This is a genomic window from Kitasatospora cathayae (assembly GCF_027627435.1).
In the GTDB taxonomy this organism is placed as follows: Bacteria; Actinomycetota; Actinomycetes; order Streptomycetales; family Streptomycetaceae; genus Kitasatospora; species Kitasatospora cathayae.
On sequence record NZ_CP115450.1, the window covers coordinates 3,408,064 to 3,428,455 of the forward strand.

General features: G+C 66.0%; 23 protein-coding genes and 1 pseudogene. 2 read left to right on the forward strand and 22 right to left on the reverse strand.

The window, feature by feature from the left end; genetic code table 11:
* Positions 1-29: 29 nt before the first annotated feature.
* The 5 genes and pseudogenes from O1G21_RS14940 to O1G21_RS14960 all read right to left on the reverse strand — a co-directional run bounded on the left by O1G21_RS14940 (position 30) and on the right by O1G21_RS14960 (position 4,244).
* On the reverse strand, positions 30-1,253 hold the full coding sequence (locus tag O1G21_RS14940) for an ROK family transcriptional regulator (protein WP_270144088.1): 1,224 nt from the start codon (positions 1,251-1,253) through the stop codon (positions 30-32).
* Between the two features lie 105 nt (positions 1,254-1,358).
* Positions 1,359-1,916 (reverse strand): GtrA family protein, encoded by a 558-nt coding sequence (locus tag O1G21_RS14945; protein WP_270144089.1) that lies wholly within the window; start codon positions 1,914-1,916, stop codon positions 1,359-1,361.
* Positions 1,917-1,963: 47 nt separating this feature from the next.
* Positions 1,964-3,253 (reverse strand): annotated as a pseudogene (locus O1G21_RS14950) (S16 family serine protease); the annotation flags it as partial.
* Positions 3,254-3,553: 300 nt separating this feature from the next.
* Complete coding sequence (locus tag O1G21_RS14955) at positions 3,554-3,751, reverse strand: hypothetical protein (protein WP_270144091.1); 198 nt, start codon at positions 3,749-3,751, stop codon at positions 3,554-3,556.
* Positions 3,752-4,055: 304 nt separating this feature from the next.
* Complete coding sequence (locus O1G21_RS14960) at positions 4,056-4,244, reverse strand: hypothetical protein (protein WP_270144092.1); 189 nt, start codon at positions 4,242-4,244, stop codon at positions 4,056-4,058.
* Positions 4,245-4,665: 421 nt separating this feature from the next.
* Between O1G21_RS14960 and O1G21_RS14965 the strand changes: the two genes are divergently transcribed.
* Together O1G21_RS14965 and O1G21_RS14970 are read left to right on the forward strand one after the other, a co-directional pair.
* The gene (locus O1G21_RS14965; RefSeq protein WP_270144093.1) at positions 4,666-5,493 is read left to right on the forward strand and encodes a helix-turn-helix domain-containing protein; all 828 of its coding nucleotides are present in this window, start codon (positions 4,666-4,668) and stop codon (positions 5,491-5,493) included.
* Positions 5,490-5,684, forward strand: coding sequence for a DUF397 domain-containing protein (locus O1G21_RS14970; protein WP_270144094.1), 195 nt, complete (start codon positions 5,490-5,492; stop codon positions 5,682-5,684). Before O1G21_RS14965 ends, O1G21_RS14970 begins: the two co-directional genes overlap by 4 nt.
* Positions 5,685-5,835: 151 nt before the next feature.
* Here O1G21_RS14970 and O1G21_RS14975 read toward each other — a convergent pair whose 3' ends face one another.
* The 17 genes from O1G21_RS14975 to O1G21_RS15045 form a co-directional block, all read right to left on the reverse strand.
* A complete protein-coding gene (locus O1G21_RS14975) occupies positions 5,836-6,291 on the reverse strand; it encodes a hypothetical protein (protein ID WP_270144095.1) in 456 nt (151 codons plus the stop codon).
* A gap of 153 nt (positions 6,292-6,444) precedes the next feature.
* On the reverse strand, positions 6,445-6,843 hold the full coding sequence (locus O1G21_RS14980) for a hypothetical protein (RefSeq protein WP_270144096.1): 399 nt from the start codon (positions 6,841-6,843) through the stop codon (positions 6,445-6,447).
* 128 nt (positions 6,844-6,971) lie between these two features.
* Positions 6,972-7,487 carry a hypothetical protein gene (locus tag O1G21_RS14985; RefSeq protein WP_270144097.1) on the reverse strand — a complete coding sequence of 172 codons (516 nt, stop codon included), beginning with the start codon at positions 7,485-7,487 and terminating at the stop codon, positions 6,972-6,974.
* 60 nt (positions 7,488-7,547) lie between these two features.
* Positions 7,548-7,991 carry a hypothetical protein gene (locus O1G21_RS14990; RefSeq protein ID WP_270144098.1) on the reverse strand — a complete coding sequence of 148 codons (444 nt, stop codon included), beginning with the start codon at positions 7,989-7,991 and terminating at the stop codon, positions 7,548-7,550.
* A gap of 451 nt (positions 7,992-8,442) precedes the next feature.
* Complete coding sequence (locus O1G21_RS41785; protein ID WP_405000645.1) at positions 8,443-8,697, reverse strand: HNH endonuclease; 255 nt, start codon at positions 8,695-8,697, stop codon at positions 8,443-8,445.
* Positions 8,698-9,531 (reverse strand): RNA polymerase sigma factor, encoded by an 834-nt coding sequence (locus O1G21_RS14995; protein ID WP_270144100.1) that lies wholly within the window; start codon positions 9,529-9,531, stop codon positions 8,698-8,700. It lies immediately after the preceding gene.
* A gap of 418 nt (positions 9,532-9,949) precedes the next feature.
* Positions 9,950-11,797 (reverse strand): DNA polymerase, encoded by a 1,848-nt coding sequence (locus O1G21_RS15000; RefSeq protein ID WP_270144102.1) that lies wholly within the window; start codon positions 11,795-11,797, stop codon positions 9,950-9,952.
* Between the two features lie 57 nt (positions 11,798-11,854).
* Positions 11,855-14,293 carry a phage/plasmid primase, P4 family gene (locus O1G21_RS15005; RefSeq protein ID WP_270144103.1) on the reverse strand — a complete coding sequence of 813 codons (2,439 nt, stop codon included), beginning with the start codon at positions 14,291-14,293 and terminating at the stop codon, positions 11,855-11,857.
* Positions 14,294-14,429: 136 nt separating this feature from the next.
* Positions 14,430-14,831, reverse strand: a complete 402-nt coding sequence (locus O1G21_RS41790; protein WP_405000646.1) for an HNH endonuclease — start codon at positions 14,829-14,831, stop codon at positions 14,430-14,432.
* Positions 14,832-15,020: 189 nt separating this feature from the next.
* The gene (locus tag O1G21_RS15010; protein WP_270144104.1) at positions 15,021-15,293 is read right to left on the reverse strand and encodes a hypothetical protein; all 273 of its coding nucleotides are present in this window, start codon (positions 15,291-15,293) and stop codon (positions 15,021-15,023) included.
* 10 nt (positions 15,294-15,303) lie between these two features.
* A complete protein-coding gene (locus O1G21_RS15015; RefSeq protein WP_270144106.1) occupies positions 15,304-15,591 on the reverse strand; it encodes a hypothetical protein in 288 nt (95 codons plus the stop codon).
* A 168-nt stretch (positions 15,592-15,759) separates the two neighbouring features.
* Complete coding sequence (locus O1G21_RS15020) at positions 15,760-15,990, reverse strand: hypothetical protein (protein ID WP_270144108.1); 231 nt, start codon at positions 15,988-15,990, stop codon at positions 15,760-15,762.
* A 37-nt stretch (positions 15,991-16,027) separates the two neighbouring features.
* Complete coding sequence (locus O1G21_RS15025; protein WP_270144109.1) at positions 16,028-16,720, reverse strand: recombination directionality factor; 693 nt, start codon at positions 16,718-16,720, stop codon at positions 16,028-16,030.
* Positions 16,721-16,861: 141 nt separating this feature from the next.
* Entirely contained in the window at positions 16,862-17,257 is a 396-nt protein-coding gene (locus tag O1G21_RS15030; RefSeq protein WP_270144110.1) for a hypothetical protein, read from the reverse strand.
* 135 nt (positions 17,258-17,392) lie between these two features.
* On the reverse strand, positions 17,393-17,971 hold the full coding sequence (locus O1G21_RS15035) for an RNA ligase family protein (protein WP_270144112.1): 579 nt from the start codon (positions 17,969-17,971) through the stop codon (positions 17,393-17,395).
* 184 nt (positions 17,972-18,155) lie between these two features.
* On the reverse strand, positions 18,156-18,995 hold the full coding sequence (locus O1G21_RS15040) for a hypothetical protein (RefSeq protein ID WP_270144113.1): 840 nt from the start codon (positions 18,993-18,995) through the stop codon (positions 18,156-18,158).
* A 578-nt stretch (positions 18,996-19,573) separates the two neighbouring features.
* A complete protein-coding gene (locus O1G21_RS15045; protein ID WP_270144114.1) occupies positions 19,574-20,386 on the reverse strand; it encodes a hypothetical protein in 813 nt (270 codons plus the stop codon).
* Positions 20,387-20,392: the final 6 nt, after the last annotated feature.

Below are 20,392 nucleotides of genomic sequence, written 5' to 3' on the forward strand. Positions count from 1 at the left end.
TCGATCGCGTTTCCGGTACGGATGCCGGCTCAGCCGCCCGTGAGCGGACCGGGGTCGGCGACGATGGCGCGCACCACGCCCACCGCCGCGCCCAGCAGCGCCCCCCGTCGGCCCAGCCGGGAGACCGTCAGCCGGTCCTCCGCCCACGGCCGCACCGTCACCCGGGCGGCCAGCTCGCGCCGCATCGCCGGCAGCAGCCAGGGCGCCAGCCGGGCGTAGCCGCCGCCCAGCACCACCCGGGCCGGGTCCAGCAGGTTGACCGCCCCGGCGGCCGCGATGCCGAGCGCCGAGCCGGCTCCGGCCAGCGCCGCCCGGGCGGGCTCGTCACCGGCGCCGGCGCGTTCGGCGAGCAGTGTCACCCAGTCGCCGCGCACGCCCGCCAGCCCGGCCGCCCGCAGCACCGCCGCCTCGCCCGCGTACTGCTCCAGGCAGCCGTGCGCCCCGCAGGCGCAGCGCGGCCCCTCCGGGTGGACGGGGACGTGGCCGAGCTCGCCCGCGTAGCCGCGCGCGCCGCGCAGCAGCCGGCCGCCGACCACCACGGCCGCGCCGACGCCGGCCTCGGCGGAGACGTACAGGAAGTCCTCCGGGCTGCCGCCCAGCCACCGTTCGGCCAGTCCGCCGAGGTTGGCCTCGTTGTCCGCCTCGACCGGCAGCTCGGCCAGGCGGTCCCCGGCGAGGCGCAGCGCGGGGCGCAGTTCGGCGGCGAGCGGGATGTCCTGCCAGCCGAGGTTGGCGGCCCGCTGGAGCACCCCGCTGGCGCCGACCAGCCCGGGCACCGCCAGGGTGAGCCCGGCGGGGCGCAGGCCGGACTCGGCGACGGCCGCGCGCACCAGCTGGGCGAGGTCGGCCAGCACGGCGGCGGGCTGGCGGCCGCGGTTGGCGCTCTCCCGGCGCCGCCAGGCGCGGACCTCGCCGCGCAGGTCGACCACGCAGACGCCGAGGTGCCGGACGCCGATCTCGGCGCCGAGGCCGCCGGGCCCGAGCGGGTTGAGTCCGAGCGCGGTGCCGGGGCGGCCGACCTTGCCGCTGGGGGCGGCGGGGCCCTCCTCGACGACCAGGCCGGCCGAGATCAGCTGTTCGGCGAGCGAGGAGACCGCGGCCCTGGTCAGCCCGGTCTCGGCGGCCACCTCGGCGCGCGAGCGGGGGCCGCTCGCGATCACGCCGAGCACCAGGGCCAGGTTGGCGCGGCGCATCCCCTGCTGGCTGGCGGGCCCGGTCCGGACGCCGTCCGGCTCCGCGCGCATGTCGCTCATGCGCCCCACCTCACTTCGTTCGGGAGGCACTTCGCACAACGCGCACCTCTCAATTGTGAGCTCGCTCCGCTCGCTCACCCCACCGTTTCGGGGCACCTCACGGACTTACGGGACATCCCGTGGCATCTCGGGTGCAGCGTAACCGGGTTCCGGCCCGGCCTGCGTCCGGGCGACGGGGCTGGTCGCGACCGGGCCGGTGAAGACCCAGCGCCGCATCGCCCAGTACCGGAACAGCATGGCGACGAAGGTGCCGAGGACCATCCCGCTGAGGAAGTCCGCGATCTCCTGCTGGAAGGCGGTGACGTACGGCTGGCGCAGCTCGAAGGCGTACCGGGAGAGCGCCAGCGGGATGTCGTTGACGCCGATCGCCACCGCGCTGACCAGGAAGAACAGCAGGGCCTCGGGGCGGCTCCCGTTCGTCCGGAAGGCCCAGCGGCGGTTGAGCACGTAGGAGACGGCGGTGGCGATCACCGTCGCCACCGTCAGCGCCACCACCGGTTTGTGCGCCAGCACGGTGAACTTGAGCTCGAGGTCGATCACCGTGGTGAGCACGAAGCAGCCGCTGCCGACCAGCAGGAACTTCACCAGCCGGCGGTGCCGGAGCAGGAGCGGTCGCAGCCGCGCCGGCACCCGGGCCAGGACGCGCTGCGTGGGGGACGGCATGTCCGCAGTCTGGCACGCGGAGCCGCCGTCCCCCCCTTCGATCACCGTCAGGCCGCGGCGACCAGCACCCCGGCCGGCTCCAGGGCCAGCTCGAGCACCTCGCGGACGTCCGCCACCGGGTGGACGGTGAGCCGCTCCAGCACCTCGGCCGGGACGTCGTCCAGGTCGGCCTCGTTGCGCTTGGGGATGATCACCGTGCTGAGGCCGGCCCGGTCGGCGGCGAGCAGCTTCTGCTTCACCCCGCCGATCGGCAGCACCCGCCCGGTCAGCGACACCTCGCCGGTCATCGCCACGTCGGTGCGCACCTTGCGGCCGGAGAGCAGCGAGGCGAGCGCCGTGGTCATGGTGATGCCGGCGCTCGGCCCGTCCTTGGGGACGGCCCCGGCCGGGACGTGCAGGTGCACGCCGCGGTCGCGCAGCGAGGTGACCGGCAGCTCCAGCTCGGCGCCGCGCGAGCGCAGGTAGGAGAGCGCGATGTGCGCGGACTCCTTCATCACGTCGCCCAGCTGCCCGGTCAGGGTCAGCCCGGTGCCGCCGGTCTCGGCGTCGGCCAGCGAGGCCTCGATGTAGAGGACGTCGCCGCCGGCGCCGGTGACCGCGAGGCCGGTGGCCACGCCGGGGACGGCGGTGCGCCGTTCGGCGGGCTCCTGGGCGGACTCCGGCACGTGGTGCGGTCGGCCGATCAGGGCGCGCAGGTCCTCCGCGCCGACCGCGGCGGGCAGCTCGCGCTCGCCCAGCTCGGCCTGTGCGGCGATCTTGCGCAGCACCCGGGCGATCGAGCGCTCCAGGGTGCGCACGCCCGCCTCGCGGGTGTACTCCCCGGCGAGCCGGCGCAGTGCCGCCTCGTCCACGCTGACCTGCCCGTCGCCGAGGCCGGCCTTCTCCAGCTGGCGCGGGAGCAGGTGGTCGCGGGCGATGACGACCTTCTCGTCCTCGGTGTAGCCGTCGAGCCGGACCAGCTCCATCCGGTCGAGCAGCGGCTCGGGGATGGCCTCCAGCACGTTGGCGGTGGCGAGGAAGACGACGTCGGAGAGGTCGAGCTCGACCTCCAGGTAGTGGTCCCGGAAGGTGTGGTTCTGCGCCGGGTCCAGCACCTCCAGCAGGGCGGCGGCCGGGTCGCCCCGGTAGTCGGAGCCGACCTTGTCGATCTCGTCGAGCAGGACGACCGGGTTCATCGAGCCGGCTTCCTTGATCGCCCGCACCAGGCGGCCGGGCAGCGCGCCGACGTAGGTGCGCCGGTGGCCGCGGATCTCCGCCTCGTCCCGGACGCCGCCGAGCGCGACCCGGACGAACTTGCGGCCCATGGCGCGGGCCACCGACTCGCCGAGCGAGGTCTTGCAGTCTCTCAGTTGGGTGAGTCGACCGCAAGTCGGCGCTGACCTGCGGCGATACCCGATCGTGACCCGTCGTACGCCCGCCGCACGGCCGCACGCGAAAGCCCCGCCCATGCGCCACGGGGGCAACGCACGGACGGGGCTGACTTGGGTTGGTTCAGCAGCGGATCGGGCTAGCCGGCCTGCTGTACGGCCACTGTGCTTCATCAGGCACGTACCGGGCCGGGTAGCGGGCGCCACACGCCGGGCACGTCCAGAAACCGGCCTGAATCGACATGGGGGCGCCGCAGCCTGGACACTGCATTACTGATCACCTCCTTCCTGACTCGCACGCGACAGCCGGACAATCGTCCGGCCGAGCTTTTCCGCTTCCTCGGGGTTGAGCGCAATGACCTGTTCCCCGAGGTGCAGCACCACTTCACCCATGGGTGCGTTCCGGGCGGTGATGCGTTCGCCGTGCAGCGTGGTGAACGCGGCGGGGGTCAAGTCGATGGGGTCCAACGTCGTCCTCCTAACTCTGTCAACAGGGCCACCTTGGCAGCCTCAGCGCACCGGGTGGTTGGCTTCGCGCAACCGTGCGAGCAGATTCGCCCGCCGGTCGTGTTCCTCGGGGGTCAACGGAGCGTCGCTGAACTGTTCCGGCGTGAGGACCGGCGGGGGCCCAGCGCGGCGTATGCGGGGCCACTGACGCGCCCTAAGCCAGCCGAATGGGTCGACGGGCTCCGCGCCTTCGGTGGGGCCGTCCGTGGCCGTCTGCGGGTCGCCGTAGGGCACTGGGCCACCCAGGAAGTGTGTCCAATCGGGATCACTCATCGGGCACCGTCAGACATTCGCCGTCCGCGATGTGCTGCCCCCGCCACTTGGCGATCTTGCGCTGAATGGTCGGGTGTTCCGCGTGCTGGACGTCGAGGTCGTTGAAGTACTGGCACGACGGGCACTCGTCTGCGTCCGGGTGGCGTTCGGGCACTCGTCGCGCGATCTCATGCAACGACACGGGCCACCTCGCTACAGGCGCGTAGGTGCCGTTCGCGGCGCCGGAAAAGTGCGTGCCGTACGTCCTTCCGGCGAAGTTCCGGGTACAGCTTGTGCATCTCCGCCCGGGTGATCCTGGTGAACGCCTCGCACACGGGGCACTCAGGCTGTGCCATGGGGGCCCCCGTTCTGCCGGTGCCACGCCCACATGAGCGGGGCGTACTTGTAGGGCTCCGGGGGCCGGTTGGCAGCCTCTCGCTGGGCTTTGCGGTAGTCGGCCTGGCAAGCGGCGATCAGGGCCGGGCTGGCGGGCTTGCTGGGGGGCCGGGGGGTACTGGACACCTCGTTGCTCCTTTTGGTGGCAGAACGGCTACCAGGGGCGCCAACTGTCCTCTAGCCTCGGAGTGCTTTCAACTTTGCGAACCGGAAAGAAAGGGGGGCGCTTGAACGTCAAGCCGCTCACGCCGGACAGCTCGCCGCAAGCTTCCTTCGGCGCCCAACTGCGCGCCAAGCGGGAGGAGTTAGGACTGACGCAGGATCAGGTAGCCGAGCGTACGGGCTACTCGCCGGGGCACATCTCGTCCGTGGAAACCGGCCGAAAGCCGCCAACCTTGCGGTTTGCCAGGCAAGTTGATCGCATGTTCGGGACGGGGACCAAGTTCGCAAACCTGTTCCTGGACGTGCGGGCGAGCTCCCTGTTGCAGGGCTTCGCCCAGTACTTGGCGGAGGAAGCGAAGGCAGTTGAGATCAGGTGCTTTGAAGTCGGCATCATCCCCGGCTTGCTACAGACTCCGGAGTACGCGGCGGAACTTGCTGCTGCCGCGCTGAGTCGAGGCGCGATTGCCCAGGCGCAGGCTGACGAACGCTTGAAGATCCTGGCAAGCCGTCAGCGGCTGTTCACCCGCACCCCACCGCCCCAGCTGTTCGCGATCTTGGATGAGAGCTGCATCCGGCGCCCCATTGGCACCCCCGCCACGATGGATGCGCAGCTTGAACATCTGATGTCCGTCGCGGCGCTCCCCAACGTAACGCTTCAGGTTGCGCCGTACTCCATGGGCGCCGTCCGCAGTCTCGATTTGCCGGTATACCTACTGGGGCTACGAGATCACTCGATTACGGCCTACTCGGAGTCTGCCCAGCAAGGTTCGTATGAGCGTGATCCCGAAGCGGTGCGGCCCCTGCTCACGGCCTACCATCATCTACAGGTAGAGGCGCTACCGCAGGCCGCATCCACGGCGTTGATCAGCAAGGTACGAGAGGAAATCCAGTGACCGAACCCGCATGGTTCAAGTCCAGCTACAGCAACAACGGCGGCGCATGCGTAGAGGTGGCCGCCAACATCCCCGGCGTTGTCCCCGTGCGTGACTCCAAGGACCCCGAGGGCCCGTCCCTGGTCTTCCCGGCTGACGCTTGGTCGGCCTTTCTCTCGGCTGTGCAGGGCGGGGAGTTCGGCACCATCTGAGGCCGCCGACACGGAGCCCCGGGGTTCGCTGCTCCGGGGCTTTCCTACGCCCTTGAGCGCCCTGTGGCGGCAGGGTCGCCCAGTTGGGCCGGCTCGGCCGGGAGGGGCCCCTAGAGGGCCGTTTACGCCTCCGGCGGGCGTCTGGGCAGGGTTACGTCGTGGTGCCCCCCGCGCGCCATTCAGGCCCCGTGTGTGGGCATGAGGCACACGGCTTGCCTCCCGTTCGTCCGGTCATCACGGACCACCCCCGGATCACCACGTCCGGCCATGTGGGGATGGGCGGCAGCGTGATCATGGGATCGCCGTCCGGCTCATAGTGGCCGGTGTCCGGATTCCTGACCCACTCGTGCGTACCGAGCGTCCGCCCGGTGATCAGCCCCCGTGCCACGAACCGGACACGCGGGAAGTCCTGCGGGTCAGTCGTGTTGGCTACGGCGATGATGGTGCGCCCATAGGACGACAGCAACCGGCACACTTCCGGCCCGGTGTAGGCGTACTCATCAACCGGCTTGATGACCGGACATGGTGCCCACTCCCAGTCCCCCACCCCGCGCTTACGTGGGATCTCCAGCGCCAGGCGCACGGTGGGGTTCTCGTAGTGCTTCACGGCCTATCACTCCTTTCTGCATATCTACGCGTGTAAACGCATGGTACCCACCCAATGGTTAACAAAAGGTATATGTTAGTTAGGCTAAGTAATCTTTCCGAGCACAAAAAAGGGACCACCTACCAGATCTGGTAGGTGGTCGACTCTCGGCGGTTACGCGGCGAACCGGGCGAACAGGCTTGCAAGGAAGTCGTCGGAGGACATCGACTCCGTTACGGGTTCCACCACGGGCTCGACCAGGGGCGCCGAAGTGTTCGGGTCGATGGTTTCGTGCGTGACGCCGGGCAGGCTGTCCGCCAGGACATCCGGGTTAACGCTGGTGTAGCGCACGGGCGCATCGCCGATCTTCTCAATTAGGCCGAGGTTTCCACGGGTGTGGTTGGGGAACGCCTTAGGCTTGCCCACGCTGGCACGCCACGCCGACACGGTCGCCTTGACAGCCTTCGTGTGGTCGCTCTCCAGCTTGGCGACGGTCATGCGCGTGGTGCGCTCGGTGCGGATCACAATGCGCTCACCGGAGAGGGTGAGGATGGTCTCGCGGTGGTCGTTCATGTTCGGCCCCTTCGTTCGTCGTCCTGATGACAAGGGAGACTCTAGGGGCGTGCGCGCGTGGCACACAACCCCAGAAACGAAGAAACCACCTACCAGATCTGGTAGGTGGTCCCTCGTGTGCAGGTGGTCTAGTCCTGCCGCGCGTCCAGTTCGGACATCACCGGCCGCATTGCGTCCACCACAGAGGCCCGAAGGAAGTGTGCGTCATCTTCGCGGAAGCGAAGAATCTTGCCGACCTTGCCGTACTCCATGACTACCTGAATGTTGAGCCACTTTCCATCTCGCTCCTCCGAGACCCATGCGCGGCCGACTCCGTTCTCAATTACCGGGTCCTCGTGTGCGATCATGCTGAAGCTCCTTTGCTTGGCCACCTTTGGCGCCTTGACGATAGTACCGCCGTAGCGGCGAACGAATCCGTGTGCAGTGTCCGCGTCCCACGCACCCCGGATGGTGGAGTCTTCGAACTTGACCACGTACGGCGTGAGCGCCCGCTGGGATGCCGCCTTCATGCCGTCCTGGAGCTGCACCAGCCGGGCACAGAACCCTGGGCCACAGTCGGGGCAGTTGGTGTGCGCCTGGTACTCCTGGAACACCTTCAGCGCGTCCGCCTCGGTCTGCGGGTCCAGCGCGGCAAGCTCCGTCATGTCCTCTCCCCTATCTTCAGTTGGTGGCCCCGGGTGACGTGCCCGGGGCCGTACTGTTGCCTATCGCTCCACGGTCCAGCGAGCCAATTCGTTGCCCTGGATTTGCCACATGTCCTCACGGTCGGTAACCCAACCCTGACCGTCAACCCACTTGTGCGTGCGGAGGTAGTCGAGCGGAACGTGACCGTGCGCCTTGACCTCCTCCAGGTTGGCCACGCGGCCATCAAAGGCGTAGACCGTCCGATCACCCTTCGGGTAGACGCGCGGCTCCTCCTCCAGCAAGACCCGCATGCCGTGCGTGATCACGACGTCCCCCTTGCGGAGCTGATCCGTGCTCATCTCCGTGTGGCGCTGGCACCGGCCATCCGTGTGGTACTTCTCGTCCCCCGCACGGCCGCTTGCCTGCGGGTGCGTCGGGCACGATGCCGCTGCGGCGGCCTGGCTGACCGCCTCGGCCGGCTGCTCGGGGTCGACATCAACCGTGAGCACGACGCGAACCTTCATGACTGCCCCTCTCCCTTGCCGGTGTCTCCGGCGCTGAGAGAACTTAAGCACCCCACACACGGCTCGCGCAACACGAATCGCCAAAGATCTTGGACCACCTACCAGATCCGGTAGGTGGTCCACCACTCATCTATGCCGAGCGCGGCCAGCAACATGGCGCCCACGGCCAGTGCTAGCCTCTGGAGCTTCTTCATTTGGTCTCCGTTTGGTAACAGAAAGGACCACCTACCAGATCTGGTAGGTGGTCCATCATTCCTCTGGATGATTTACCGGCCGGCATGGTCCAGTCTACCCGCGTTGATCATCACTACCACCTCTGCGCGGGTGGTCCGCACGGTGGCAATGGATTCTCCGGCAGGGTTCATCACGTGCACGTCGACCAGTCGGGCCGTGAGTGGTCGAATCTGGATGGTGGAACCGTCACAGGTCTTGTACCGAGGCATTGGCGTTCCTAGAACGTAGAGGCCCATTCGGACAGCGTGAGCGCTCCCTTGCTGGCGTTGCAGGCGGAGCATGCCGGTACCAGGTTGCCCGCCGCATCGGCGCCGCCGCGCGATATGGGGTCTATGTGGTCCAGAACTTCCGCCGGTCCGTCGCAGTAGCAACAGCCGCGCCAGCGGGCGAAGATGCGCGCCCGGGAGTAGGTCTTGGGAGGGGTGCGGCGGCCCCCGTAGTACCGGGCGATTGCCGCACGCGCGTCTATCAACTAGCTCGCCAGAGCGCCGAACTCGCCCGCAACATACAGCCCGGCAAAGGTCTTCTTACCCTTGCTGCGCGCAACCTTGATTGCGTTCATGGTCACGCCGAAGTCGTGCGCCATTTCCGCGTCCGCCCCGCCGACCACGTCTCCGTAGTACGCGCTGTCCCCGATTCCGTAGTCCGCGCGCAGTACCCGGGCCTGCCCGCCGGGCATCTTGGCGAGCGTTCCGCGTACGGCCGTCCGAATGCCGTTCTTGCGCTCGTTCTCCACGTCGGCGGGAGTCATGTCCTCGCCAGGCACGCCGTACGTTGCTTCGATGCGGTAGGCACGCTCGCCCGGGGTGTCTTCCTCGGCACCGAAGGCTGGCCGGTCGATGTGCTCAACGCCCTGCCAAGCCATGCGGCACGCAAGCGCCATGTCAGGGGTCATCCGGCGCTTGCCAAGCGGCGAATCCGGCGCGCAAGCCAGCTTCTCGGCCTCGTACGGGTCACCCCCGGCCATGGGCAAGCAGCGCTCAAAGTCGTTGGCGGCCGACCGGCTGACGCCCTGCCGAGTCTCCACCTTGCGCACGTCCGTAAGTCGGCCCTGGACCGTGCGGTCAACGAAGGTGAAGAACTGTGCGACCGTCGTGCCCTCGAAGCGCTCTATGCACTCCCAGACCGCAATGCGCCCCTCCTGTGCGCACTCGTCCATGAGATCGTGGTTCACGCGCCCCCCGACGGTCGCAGCACGCTTGGCCAGCTGGAGAACCCGGTCTTCCGTCTCGCGGATCACGGCGGCAGTGGCTTCAAGGTCGCTTGCCTTGGCGTCTGCGATCTGCTGCTCAGACAGGTTGATCACTGCGACTCCTAAATTCCTCGGTTCCTACTGGCCCTGGAGCGCAACGGTTTCCCCGGTTTCGGGTGCCCCCCGTGCTGTGAGCCCCACCATATGCGGGGCCACTGACAATCGGATCAGGTGTGCTACCGACGGCGAATCTATGCCCGCAACACGGGGTTGTTCAATCTTGAATTCCACTGACTGTGCGTCAGATAACGGCCTTGTAACCACCCAAACCGAAGGCGCCAGCCACGTCCTACCTGGGGATGATAGGCGGGGCGGAGCCAGCGCCTTCGATATAAATTGTCTACACGGGTTGTAGACGCTCACACGACACCCCGCGCGGCGCGGTGCGACTTTCCGAAGTCTTCACCTACCAGATCTGGTAGGTGACCCCCCGCAAGTACACGGGCACGTACCGCAGTGGGCGGCCTCACACTCAGTAGTCGGCCCCATACAGAGAGCCCCACGAACGCCCGCCAATCTCAGCCTCCGCAGAAATCGGCACACCCATGAGGTCGAAAGTCATGCACCGCTCAATTTCCCGGGCCAGTTCCTCGGCCTCTGTAGCCGGAACAGACGCCAGCACTTCGTCATGAATCGGCAAGCGGAGGTACGGCAACAGGCCGGCCTCTTCCATGGTGATCATGGCTTGCCCAAGGCAGTCGCGCGCCGCCGACTGAACCTGGTAGTTCACCACCGCATACGCGCGATCCCGGTCCAGCGGAAGCCTGCGCCCCGTAACCGACACGGTCACCATGCCGGACGCATACGCCTCACGCTGCCAACGCTGCGCGGTTCGTTTGATTTCCGGATACACCCGGTGGTACTTCGCTTGCGCGAACCGGACGTCATCCTCCGGCGCGCCAGTCTGGCGGGCAATAGTGACCGGGCCACCGCCGTACACCGTGCCGAACCCGACCCCTTTACAGATCTTGCGATGCGCCTTTGTGAAGCCTTCCCCGTAGACGAGACCGGCCGTGAAGTTGTGAAGGTCGATCCCCGCCGCTATGGCTTCCTTCATACGCTTCACGTCGGCCAGCGCTGCCAGCACGCACATCTCAACGGCAGCAAAGTCCGTGGACACCATGACGTGTCCTTCGTCCGCCAGCAGACAGCGCCGGATCATCCAATCGGATGACGGGAGAGTCTGAAGTGCCGGACCAGTCACAGACATGCGCCCCGTGCGCGCCTGCAAGCTGTTGATATTCGGGTGCACACGACCGCGCAAGTCCGCTCCGTCCAGGAACGTTTGCGCGTATGCGCTGCGCCACTTTCCCGCGCGCTTGGACCTAAGTACCGCCTCGGCCAACGGGTTTCGCCGCCGAACACCCAACGGTTCCCACTGCATATTCCGGTCAGCCAACGCCAACAAAACGGCTTTGTCCACCTTCACGGCCCCGCTGGCGGTCCGCTCGGTCAGTCGCTCACCCATGCCTAGTAGCGCTTCGGCTACCTGCGCCGTGGAGTTGATGTTTTCGACCCCGTACCGGGCGGCCACGGCGGCGAATTCCTCGGCCTCTGCCGCGAGGGCGGCGTCCAGTTCGCGCGTGTACTCATCGTCCAGGACCATGCCGGTTCGCTGCATCACTGCGCAGATACGGGCGATCTCGTGCTCGTACTGCCGGAGTGCGTCGCGTACCCCTAGCCGGTCCAGCTCCGAGACCAGAATGGGCAGGATGCGCGACCCGAGGATGACGTCAAGTCCCGCGTACAGGTTGTAGGTTGGGTGGCCCAGCGGGATGCTGCGCCACCCGGTTGCCTTTGTGAGGCCGAGCGACCGAAAAACGGCAGTCAGGTCCCCTTGAGTATCCGGGGACGTCGGGTCGATGTAGTACGCCGAAAGCGGCTTGAGACCGGTCCCAATCCCCCCTTCCATGGGTTGGCGGGGGTCGACCAGCGCCGCAAGTATCTTGGTGTCTATGGTCCGTGGGGCCAGCGACTCCAGCGGGATGCCCGCATGCTCACCCAGGACCAGCCAGTCAAACGGCGCGTTGTGGATCGTGAAGTTGTGCGCGTTTCGCAGCACGCGAAGCGCGTATTCCTGGAAGTGTCCGCCTCGCTCCCAGTGGACGACGAACGCGGTGTCCCGGGTGCCGAACTGCACTGTCCGGAGGCGGTAGTTGGGGCTGAAAATGTCAAGCCCGGTCGTCTCGGTGTCCAGCGCCAGCGGGCCCGCCATGGCGGCAGACCTCGCCCACTCTAGGAACACATCCAGGTCGACCCGGTCTTGCGGTACGAAGATGTTGACTTCCTCGCCCGCAATGCGGTGCTGGTGCTGCTGCATGTCTCTCCCTAGCAAGCTGACCACCTACCAGATCTGGTAGGTGGTCAGCTCGTTGCATCAGTTGGTGAAGATTCCCGGGCCTGCGGCTTGCGGAGACTTGCTGGCATCTCGTACGCCCATGAGAGCTATGCCGTGCATGGTCTTCTTGCGCGTAACGGCACGCTCCTCCATCGCGTCGTAAAACACGCGACGTGTCCAGCGCTCACGTGCGGGGAGATTCTCCGCCTCGCACCACTCCAGATACTTGTTGAACGCGTCCGCGCCGCTCATCTGGGCGCCGTCATCCCGCTCCAAGACGCCGGGGAAGAAGCCGGCCAACGCATCTGACGTTTCCCGGTATTCCTTACTTGCTTCCGTGATGACCGGCGGGTCCCCGAGCCCGTCGCGAAACCACTCAACCGCCCCGCGCACGGCCCATGCTGCGATGCCTTCAGCTTCCGCCAGCAGCTTGACGTCAAGGCCGTAGTCCCGCTCATGCGGGGCAAACCAGCGCTTGAACGGGATCATCTTCACGCGGCGCCAAAGTCCTTCGTCCTGCCCGCGAAATTTTGGCTTGTGGTTGGTGGCCAGCATGAGCAGAAACGACGGCTTGAACTCGAAAAACTCCTGCCTCAGGAATCGCGCGGCAATCATGTCCTTGCCGGTCACGCGCTTGAGAACCGCCTCGGACATCGGCTTGCCTGACTCCCCCTCACTGGCCATAACCAGTCGCGAACCGCGCAGCGCTGCAACGTCGTTGGGGATGCCGCCGGATGGCTTTTCCTCGAACGTCGCGAACGGTGTCGTCTTGGACACGTTGCGGAATACCGCCGTCAACGTGTCCGTGAGGACCGATTTTCCATTCGCCCCCTTCCCCCAAAGCACGGCGAAACACTGCTCACTCACGTGTCCGGTCACGCCGTAGCCAACCAACCGCCGCATGAACGCCGGTAGTTCGGGGTCCTCAGGGAAGATCTCGGCAAGGAAGCTCTCCCAGCGCGGGCACTCGGCATCCGCCCGGAAGTCGAGATCCAGGCAGTACGTCAGCATGTCGCGCTTATCGTGCGGCCGGAGTTCGCCCGTACGAAGGTTCACCGTGCCGTTCTTGAAGCTCAACAGGTCCGGGCGGGCGTCGAATTCCGAAGCGTCCACGTGGACGGACGGGACGGCCCGTAGCTCAATCATCAGGTTGTCGATGTTCGTTCGCATCGTGAATCCGCGCGAAGCCTTACGCCCGTCCTCGCTGCCGGACAGCATCAGCGCGGCGCCCATGCGGTGAATCTCCTGCCGGACCTTCACCTCGGAGCGCTCCCACACGCGCCCGTTCCACACGTAGTAGCCCAACCCGGGCGCGTACTTGATCCGACCGTCCGTCCAGGCGACCAGCGCGGCAGCGTTGAGCACATCGGCCGTTTCGCCGTACTGCGCCGCAAGCCCCTTCAGGGTCTCTAGTGCTTCCCGACCCTGATCACTGTCGACGCTCACCACGCCGGTTCGGTCGTCAAGGTCTGCCGAAAGCGCTTCCGCGCGTGCCTCGCTGGCATCCTTGACCGGGCGGGCAGCCTTAACGGCCGTGTGGAGCTTGTACGGGAACGCATCGGGGTCCCGCGCCCGCCAGTCGGTGAGGTCGTCCCCAGCGTTGGGAATGGCCAGCGTGTACACCTGTACGCCGTGCGCCGCCAACCCGTCCGCGAGACGGCGCGTGAAACCCTGCCCCGCTGTGTCGTTGTCGCCAGCGACCACCACCTGAGCCCCCTTGAGCCCGGCGGCAAGCTCCGCAACAAGCTCCGGCGAACCGGCCAGCGAGGCACCCCGGACGGCTACCGCGTCATAGCCCACAGAAACGGCTGTGAGGGCGTCTCCCGGGCCCTCAGTGACCAGGGTGACCCCGTAGCCGCCCTGCCCCCTGAACACGCCGTAGGGGGCCCATCGGTGGCCTTCGGGGTTCATCAGCCCGACCCACCGACCCGGACACTTGCCGGAAAGGTCCCGCCCCTGCAAGCCGCGCGGGTGCCCGCTGAAGTCGCGAAGCGGCACCGTCAGCCGCCGATACGTGCTGAACGCCCGTGACGCGTAGCGGAATTGCGTACCGGCTGGGCTGTAGCCAAGTTCCAGCTCTGCCGCTAGATCATCGCCGATCCCGAACCGATCAGCGAGATAGCCTCGCGCTTCCTCTGCGCCCAGCTCCGTGTAGTCAAACAACGCGGCAGACGTGCAGTCCACGAAGTACGCCAGCGCCGCCACGTGGGCGGATCCGGCCGGCTTGCGGGGTTCGCGAGGAACGGTCAGCCCTTCACCCTCAGCGTCGAACAGGTCGGCCCAGTTGAGCCGGGCAGCGACCCTTACCGCGTCGGGGGTGCATCCGGCACGACAAGTGATCCGCACCTTGTTGTCATCCCCGCGCCAAATCCGAAGGGACGGACGGGAGTCCGCATGTGCCGGACACAGCGCCAGATAGCCCCCGTCCGCCTCCTCGGTGAGTTGCGCAAAGCGTCCGAGTACGTCAGTGAATTTCAAGGGATTCCTTCCTCTCACTGGCGCTGGAGCGCAACGGTTTCCTATCGCCCGCCCACGACCCAAAGGCCGGTCATCCACGCCAGCAGTAGGCCGAACAGGACCATCACGAGCGCGGCTCTCTCGTCGTCCGGGTGTCTCATGTGGCCATCCATTCGGCTAGGGTCTTCGCGCCCTTGGAGAGGTTGCAACTGGCGCATGCGGGAACAACGTTGGATTCAGCGTCCGCTCCCCCGCGTGCTAGCGGGACGACGTGGTCAAGGTGTGTCGCGCGTTCGTCGCAGTATGCGCACCGGTATCGCCAGCGCCGAAGAATCGCCGTTCGGCTGTACTCCACGTGCTCCACTCCGTACGCCTCAGCGCGACGCTTGTGCGTGACCGTGTGGCGCTTGTCCGGCGACAAGCGCCGGTAGTAGTTCTTCACGTGCGCCGCACGGCGCTTATTGCGGCACGCTTGGCATGCACGCGACGGCTTGCGAGCCTTGCCCGCCAGAAAGTCCTCGGCCGGCTTTTCGCGCCCACACAGTTCACAGCTAGCCACGGCCGGACCACCGGCTCAGCAGAGTGCCCAAGTAGTACGCACCGAGCACAGCCAGCACGTAAATCAACACCACCATGAAGTCCACCTATCTTCAGCCGACTTGACCACCTACCAGATCTGGTAGGTGGGCCAATACGAAAGGGCCGGACGTGCACCGTGTTGGTACATGTCCGGCCCTCATTGGTGCGCCTAGCCGCGCTCTGCCTGCGGAACAATCAGCCGCACGTGCTCAGCGCTGATCCACTCCTCACGGAGCTTGCGCCGCTTCGTGAACCCGGACTCAACTCCGGTGGGCTGGATCTTGAGAACGGGCACCAGCATGGACCCAACTCCAGGCACCTGGACGAGCTTTGCGCTCACCTCACGCACTATCGCGTCAGCCATGCGCACTCGGTTGCCCTGCCGGGCCGAGTATGCGACCAGATCGCCGGGGTAGAGTTCCTGCCCGCTGTAGTCGGTCACGACTCCGCGCTTAGCCACGCTCGGACTCCGTCCAGTCGTCCGGGTAGTTGTCGAACATGATGCGACCCTCCGACAGTGCACTTGCGTGCCGGGATGCGCCAATCCCCCAACGAACCCCCGCATCATCATGGAGCGCGTAACTGATCGACTTCTGATGCTTGCGCGGGCTGTTGAGAGGGTCACCGCCAATCCTCGCCAGCACGGCAGCGAGAAACTCCGCTTCCTGTAGTGAAAGCGTCAGAGCGACCGTGGTCTCGGTCAGCGTTCCCTGCTTCTCGATTGACACTGCCTTAGCCATTTCCCGCCCCTTCGTCGTCGTCCCAGCCGAACCGGCGGCGCCGCTCGTGAATAACTGCCCGCGCCAACTCAGCGGGCCACATCCAAAGCGGCGCCTTGATCTCGTCGTCCGAGAAACCCCGGAGCGGCCTACCCGGCTCGCCCCAGGGCCCCCATTGCTGTCCAGCCATTACGAACCGATGTAGCTAGCCAGGATGACGGAGTTGTTGTGCTGGCGGGAGTCGTCCAGCTTCTCAACCCGGACGTTGGAACCGTCCTTCTTGAAACCGTCGAACGGCTCCCCGGTCTTGCCGCCGGTCACCAGCTCCAGCGCCTGTCGACGACCCTTTGCGCGGACCACGAAGCCATCAAACTCGTTCTCGTTGACGCTGTCGGTGCGGGCAATGAGGTAGAACGCCATGGGTGAACTCTCCTAAATTGGTTGGGGTGTTTGGTGGTCAGCGCGGGTCGGCGATGGCATCCGCATAGGACTTCAGAACCTTCAGCACCGGCTTGTAGTAAGACACGGCCCGACCCTTCTTCGTGGTGTACTCCACAAGCTCAAGGGTCAGCTCGGCCAGCGCCTCACCGTCGATGCGTGCAAGGGCGGCCTCGTACTCGTGAAGTACCTCAGCCAGGCTCCAACTGCCGGACTGGAAACGGAACTTTCCAAGTTCGTAGTCGTCTGCCAGCCGGAACGTGATCGAGATAGACGGGGAAGGACCCATGTAGTCCTTAGCGGCCTGCTTCCGCTCGGCGAACAGCTCTGGGCAGCCGCAACGGCTTCCCCTCTTTTCCTCCGGAGACAGGAACTCCACGCCGTCACAGTGGTGCACCAGCTTCGACCGGTTCCAAAGCTTCATGTCCGCGTGGATCGCCTTGGGGCCATCCAGGACCACCAGGACCTTAGGCTGGTCAGTCTCAACGGAGATGTAGTTCTCGCTCGTGGTCTCCAGCTCCACTGGCGAACCGCCGAAAAGCTGCGCGATTGCGTCGGCCACCTCGGGATCGCCGGTCGAGACGCGCCACTCGCTGAGCGCCACCGGAACGTTGTCCACGGCCTTGCCGGAGTGGAAGCGGCCCACGGTGTCATCCGTGAAACGGGGCTTCGGCTTAGCCTCGGGGTCGGTATCGAAGATGCGAAGCGCCATGCACTCTCCAGTAGTTCGGGGTGCGCCGCTCCGTGCCGCGCACTGTTTCTCTCTCTAATTGCCCTGGAGCGCAAGGGTTTCCGGCGATTGCGGGCATGAAAAAGCCCCCGACAGCCGGAGCCATCGGGGGTGTGTCACGGGCTAGATGAAAGCCGCGACCGGCGCATACTGCTCGGCGGCCTCCAACGCACGAGACCAGGCTGCCCCGTTGTCCTGGGCATCCTGCGCAACGGCCAACGCCAGTGCTGCCGTGTCGCTGACGTTGGCCACGGCACGGGAGACCGAACCCGCGCCGGAACCCTCGTACTTGGCCAGCACATCCAGCGGGACGCCAAGGCGGTTGAGTACCGCACCGACCAGACAGCCGGGGGTCTCGTTGTCGCCATTCTCATCCACATGGACGTAGTAGCAACGCGCAGTGTCGTCGTCGTGGTGCTCCGGAGGGCTGTAGATGAAGTACGGCCGCTCGGCCACGACTTCGCGAAGGGTGGTCATGATCTGGTTGTCCGACAGCGTGACGCGGGCGTAGGCGGTCATGCGCTCTCCAGTGCAATCAGGGAGGGGAATTTCCTTCTAATTGCCCTGGAGCGCAAGGGTTTCCGGACACAACTGTGCCCCGCACCGGGGAATAGTCCGGCGCGGGGCATGGGTTCTACCAGATCTGGTAGGTGGTCAGTTAGTCGGAGGGAGTTCCCACTTACCGGCGTCGTTACTGTCGAGCGTGACCTTGAGAACCTGGCGAGTCTGTGAGTGCCAGACGCACACACCTTCGGGGTTCATGAACCCCGGTGCAGCAACGGAGCCATACTGTGCGAGCCGGCCCAGCGTGGAACGGATGCGTGCCTCGTTGAACGTCCCCTGATACAGCACGGGAACGCGCTGAATCTCAACCCCGCCAATGACCGCGTAGGTGTGCCGGTGGTAGTCAGTGTTGAACAGCGAGAAACGGCGCTCATCGAGCCCGTAGCCGCGCTGGATGCCCCTCCCCCACCACTCGCCGAAGTGCAGCCCCGGGCCGAGGAGTTCGGCCAGTGCAGAGGCATTCTCGTGGACCCAGCGGGCGAAGCCGTAGTTGTCGAGATCCGGCGTAATGATGCGGTTCCGAGACTGCGCGGCAATGCCGTAGGTGCCGGGCGCGTCCGCATTCTCGTAGATGTGCACGGCGGCGTTGGTGCCGTCAAGCTTTTCGGTAACGGTGATGTCCCGGAACAGCCGCTTGGTCTTCGGCCACGGCGTGAACTCAACAGTCACAGTACCCATCCCTTATTGTCGTTCGAGTAGGCGCCCGCCCCCAGCGAAACAAACTCCGGCGGACTCACCGGGCTAGGGTCCCACCGACAGCAGCCACACGACATGAACTCGCCGGGCGCATAAATGACCGGGTCCCCCTCGTTCTCAACTAGCCCTTGCAGTACTGCGATGAGCTCAGACGCCCTCACTTTGCCCGCCTCTGTGTGCCGGTGACCAGCTTCGCCGCGCTGGCTGCCAGCTTCCGGCCAATCACGGTCTTGTTGGCTTCCCGGTCCCAGCTGAAGACATGACGGAGGCTCAGAAAGAACTCGAACACGTCGGCGTCGATACGCACCGGGTAGAACGCCCACTGCTCCTCAGTGATATGCAGCACTGCTGCTCCATCAAAGGTTGGCATAGGCTGGCTGCTGCCATCCGCCGCAATGATTCGGTCAGCATGGGCATACGCGGCCATCTGCAACGCCACTTCGGCGTGAACGTCCTTGGAGGTCTTCCAGTCGACCATCACCAGCATGGGGCGGCCGGAACGATCGGGGGTCACATGGTGGTCGTCGTCAACCCAGATGCGCAGGATGGCGTCGAACGAGCCGGCGTACTCGTGCTCATCCGACCACGCCACATCTTCCGCGCGGACAAGCTCCGGGTTCACAGCCGCCAGAAACTCCCGGAAATGGCGCACGTGGGCCTGAATGTCCGGGTGGACGTGGCCGACGTCCTGACCACGAATCAGCCGCTCGAAGGCGTCATGAGCGGCGCTGCCGATCTCGGCCCGAACCTTGGTGTAACGGCGGGCGGCACCCTTGAGATAGTCGACAGCGCCGGTGCGGTCGCGCTCGGCCATCGCAGCCACAAACGGCAACGAGTCGACGGCGAGTTCAGCAACCATCTTCGCGTTCCAGAACGCAAGAAACGGCTTGGGTAGCATGCCGATTACGGAGGTGACGCCGGGCACCTTGACGCGCCCGTTGTCCGGGTCTACGTAGAACCGTGATCCGCCGCGCTGGATGGTATGAACGCCTGCCATTTGGCGGGCCCCCTTCGCCTAGTAGTGCTTCTACTGGCGCTGGAGCGCACCGGTTTCTCGGGGTATGACGGACATGACGTTCAAGGTGTCTGTCTCGGTATCTCTTTAGATTTCTATAGGGATACCCGAAGTACCGTCTTAATCGTCATGCTCGTCATGGGGTGGCAGGCTCCCCTCCCGCTGGTTACTCTCCGCTAGGCCGGCTACGACCCTGGGTAACAGAAGCCCTGCGCGGCCGTCTACGGGCAAGAAAAAGCCCCCGCCGGGCCGGTGGGCCAGACAGGGGCTGAAAGGGCGCCTAAGGGGCGCTCAGAAGCTTTTGCGGGGGTCGAGTGTGACAGTCACGTCCGTGACATTTTCCGGGTGCAGCCCCCACGTCACGTAGGAGACCGTTCACTCTGACCCGTCCGTCCACATCAGGTGCTCACCCTCTCGCGGAACGGCGGGCACGGTCCGCTTGGCGTCCCAGTCCGGAAATGCAAGAGTCACATCGATCATTGTTCACCACTTTCCATGTCCTCTGAGGGCCCCGCCCGACCAACCGGCCGGACGGGGGTAGAACGGGCGTCAGACGGGCGCTACAGGGCCGACAGCGCGGCGAGGCATCCGTCACACTCGACGCTGTCGGCGCCGATCAAGAACCCGGGAACAACCTCCCACTCTCCACACGCGCTGTCGCCGTCCTTGAACGCGTGGGCGATGTCGTCCGGGCGGAGCCGCGCTGCCGTGTAGCCCTCGGGGAGCGCTTCGGTCTTCTCTCGCTCGGCGTCTGCCCTGCGCTCAGTCAGCATGGCGTCCAGTGCCGCCGCTTGCTTGCGGTACTTGCGGCGCGTGGTGGCACTCAGCGTGCTGTCGTCCATCTTGCTTCGCGCTGTCGCCAACTTCTCAGCGATGTACTCCAGTTCTCCCCGCGACCATTCCACGGCGTACGTCTCAGCCTGGCGCGCCTCTGCCGGGGTTTCGTCCCTAACGCGCTCCGCCAGCGCACGGATGCAGGTCGGGCAGGTGACCCAAGAGTGCGAGTAGTGAACCGGGTTCGGCTTGTCCGCCGTCTCACACAGCGTCGCGCCGTCCTCTACGGCGTGGAACCAGTCAGCCAGGCCAGTAACACGCTTGGACGTGAGCCCTTCCGGCGTCTCCACGCGCAACAGGATGTCGTGCGGCCGGATCTCGTCCGGCAGGGTTGCGTACTCGTCGCGCATCTCCCCGAGAAGCTGGTGCTTGTGGCGCAACATCCCCTCTAGCGACTGACGGATAGCACCCGGGGCGTCCTCCTTGGCCAACAGGTCTTCGGTGTCGGCGATGAACTTTTCCGTGTACTCAAGCGCCGTAGCCAGCCCAACGCGGACGTACCACGCGGCAGACTGCGGAACAACGATCGGGTCACTCACGGGTCT